Here is a 3,647-nt window from a genome sequence, read left to right as displayed (position 1 = left end):
AGCGCTAAGATCGCACAATTAATGGGCAAACAAAAAAGAATAATAAAGAAAATTAGTATGCAAGCTCTAATTTGTCACAGTACCGTAACAATCACTTGATACAGGATGTTTCAGGTTTGTTATCACTAGCGGAATCGCTAGAGTGGACTTAGCCCTTGAACTTCAAGGGCTTTTTTTACTAAATCGTACAAGTAACTCCTGTCCCTCCAAGCCCGCAATACCCACCCGGATTCTTTGCTAAATACTGCTGATGGTAAGACTCTGCATAATAAAAAGCATTAAGCGGTTTTATTTCGGTCGTGATCGCACCATAGCTACGCGACAACAATTTTTTCTCATATTCTTTTAGCGTTTTTAAAGCGACGGCCTCATGCTCAGGCTTCATCCAATATATAGCAGAGCGATATTGAGAACCGATGTCATTCCCCTGCCTCATGCCCTGTGTTGGGTCATGCTTTTCCCAGAAAACCTTCAAAATCTCTTGTATGCTAATTTTCGACGCATCAAAAATAACTAAAACGAGCTCAACATGGCCTGTCGCACCATTACAGACCGTTTTGTAATCCGGATCAGCTTGCTCTCCTCCACCATAGCCAACCGCAGTCGAGACAACACCGTCGAGCTGCCAAAACGCACGTTCAGCCCCCCAAAAGCAACCAAGCCCAAGCGCGATACAGTCTAGATGTTCAGCAAAAGGAGGAGTAAATTGCGTGCCGTCGACGAAGTGTTGCGTTGAGGCGCCTTGCAGCAATTGCCAAGCAAATGGAATGCTAGCGGAGCCATCGCCGGAATAATTCACACTAGACATAAGTTTTTGAGTCATTATTACCTCCTTTCAAAAACATTCGAACTTTAACGTTCGCAATAATAGACCGCGAATTTGTTGTTTCGTCCAACATCAGAGCATCGGCCAAATACTGAAGTGATCAATTCTGGGTACCTTAAGAAATTATTTGCCACTATATACATGGGGGCATAGCGCGCCATTTTGTCTTTGGCCGTCTTAATAAACGACTCAGTCGTCATATACTCTGTTGAAACGCCCTGATGAAACGGTGGGTTAGTTACGACGCCATTCACTCTTCCTTTTACTTCATCCCAACCATCACTCGCATACACCGAGGCCGTTAATCCATTTAAGGATAAAGTCTTCTTGGTCGCCTCTAGGGCAAACCAGTTGATGTCTATACTCTCCACATCTATATCTGGATTCAAAGTTTTAATTGCTACGCTAATTACGCCGCACCCACAACCGAAGTCTAAGGTTCGTCCTTTCAAGCGACGGATATCCTGTTCGAGCAACAAAGCTGTGCCCTCATCTAACCGCCCACTCGCGAATACACCAGGTAGTGCAGCGAGTTTGAGTTTATTCTCGGGATCGAGCTGAAAATCGAAAACTTCAAAATAGTCTTGTATATCAAATACATTAGTAGCCGATACGCCGGACGCTTCCCACAGCTGACAGTGTTTGGCTGAATCGATTTTTACGCACTCTTTTGAACGAGTCGCGAGTCGCTTTGCGCCGCTCGCAATACCGCTCTTCTTTTCGCCTAAGAGATACAGTTTGCCATGATCTGCTAGTACGCTTGCTGCCAGATCTAAATACAATTCCAACTCAGGTTTTGACTTTGGCATAAACAAAATAATACCGTCATAACGATCGCCAGTTTCAGGGATACCAAAGACAATATTTTCTTTATCAAACTCTTCGAAAGCTTTATAGGTTCTGTAGTTGAACGTCACAACATCATGCAATGCAAAAACATTATTTGTTGGCTCTGATGGTGGCTCAATAAATAAATAACTACCTTCGTTAGGAAAAAGATCTTCGTTACGCTCGATTACTTGGGCGGTGGCTTGGGTCACGCACACTCCTTAATAGAAACTAATTCTGTTCGGCTACTTCAAATGGCATTAATTCCGTCTTTTCTTCAATCGACGAGTAATAAAAACTGAGATTAGTGTAGTAGCGTTCTGTGATAACGGGATTATCCGGAACTTCGTATCGAGGTACAGCTCTAATTGCATCTAACGCTGAAATATCTAGTAAACGATGTCCACTAGATTTAAATATAAAGGCATTAACGATGTATCCACTGGTATCGAGCTCGAGTTTAATGACACCTTTAAAAAGCTTTGCCCCCTGATAAGGATTAACCCAGTACTCGTACACCTGCTCTGTGAATCGCTTCAGATATCGATTTACGACTTTGAACTCTTTTGATTCTTGCTCTGAAAACGGGTCTTCTACATATGCATTACCTAGATCGTTTTCCTCTAAGAGCTCCATGTTCCCGAGATTCCCCAAAAACTCAGGCGGGATTTTTAGTTCTTCTGGCGGGATAAAAGCGATGTCTGATTCAGCGCCTATTTCCGCTTCACCAGATGAATCGTTTGTATCAAGCTCTTCGCCGGATCCAATGTTATCGCTGACGCCGCTTGAATCATCTTCTTGTTTAGTTTTGTTGCCAGCTAAATCAACACGCGCCTCTTTATTGATAGTACTGAGAGCCTCTCGCTCTCCGATAGTCTCTTTGCTTGATTGTTTCTTTTTAACGATTTCTTGTTTTGCCCCAAAATCTAGTTGCGCCTCTTTGGTGACGTCTTGGTTATTCGAACTAAATTCATCACCTCGCTTGTATTCGTGGATATGATGATCGATTAAATCCTCTTCTTTAGCTGTTTCGGGTTCAGGTATCGTCGGCTCCTCAGGAGGCAAAACGTCTTCTACTACTTCAGTAACGCGGGGCTGAACACGCGACAAAGCAACATTAATTGTTTGTGACGAGGAGCTAGACTCAACTTGATCTTTGGGAAGTGAATAATAGAAAAGCAAGAGCAAGCCATGCAATACAGTACTTAGCAGTGTCAACCGCGGCAAAACTGTTTGTTGCTTATAATTAATACTCATAACGCTCTTACTTCAACGAGTAATTGGCTCTTTGTAAAATGAGATAAATGCGACGCTTTGGAAACCTAGCTAACCATTAGTCAGCGAGGCTTGTCTCATCGTACCAAAATTTGATGGGATGAGTCGTAAACACTTCAGCAACTTCAGGGTTTGTAGGGAGCTCAAATAGCCCCATTGTAGCAATCGCTCTTATGACCGCCTCGTCATATTCGTCGTTTCCAGACGGGGTAATAATATCGGCAGAAGCAATTCGCCCACTTGAATGTAGAAGTATGACTACTTCCCCAAAGTATTTGTTCCCATCCTTTTTCGGCGGATTCAAATTACGTATGACTGCATCAACAAACGTTTTGGCTGATTGAACAAATACCTGTTGCTCAACAGGCTCCAACGCGGCCATTAACTGGCGAGCCTTACGCGTACGATCAGCGACTTGCTCTGCGATATTTTGTGTAGCAACAACCGTTCTATCGAGCGCACGGTCATCAAGTTGCTGCATACTGCCGAATCTCTTAGCCAAAAGGCCGTCCTGTATTTTTTGTAGGTCTTGAGCTGACTTACCTTTAACAAGCTCTGCAAGCTCTTGTGCCTTAAGTGCTTTCTTGGCTTGTTCTGCTTTCTTGGCTTGTTCTGCTTTCTTGGCTTGTTCTGCTTTCTTGGCTTGTTCTGCTTTCTTGGCTTGTTCTGCTTTCTTGGCTTGTTCTGCTTTCTTGGCTTGTTCTGCTTTCTTTGCTTG

The 3,647-nt window shown here is 43.4% G+C and carries 4 protein-coding genes; all 4 read right to left on the bottom strand.

The annotated features are described in order from the left end of the window. Positions 1-178: 178 nt before the first annotated feature. On the bottom strand, positions 179-823 hold the full coding sequence (gene msrA / locus A3762_RS08570; RefSeq protein ID WP_231878774.1) for a peptide-methionine (S)-S-oxide reductase MsrA: 645 nt from the start codon (positions 821-823) through the stop codon (positions 179-181). 29 nt (positions 824-852) lie between these two features. Then, positions 853-1,866: a class I SAM-dependent methyltransferase gene (locus A3762_RS08565; protein WP_068754977.1), complete on the bottom strand. Its 1,014-nt coding sequence runs from the start codon at positions 1,864-1,866 to the stop codon at positions 853-855. 19 nt (positions 1,867-1,885) lie between these two features. Beyond that, a complete protein-coding gene (locus A3762_RS08560; RefSeq protein WP_068754975.1) occupies positions 1,886-2,911 on the bottom strand; it encodes an energy transducer TonB in 1,026 nt (341 codons plus the stop codon). 76 nt (positions 2,912-2,987) lie between these two features. Further along, positions 2,988-3,647: TonB C-terminal domain-containing protein (locus A3762_RS08555; protein ID WP_197468909.1), on the bottom strand; the 660-nt coding region annotated here is incomplete at its 5' end.

The sequence above is a fragment of the Oleiphilus sp. HI0125 genome (assembly GCF_001635355.1).
This window is presented reverse-complemented; position numbering and strand designations above follow the sequence as displayed.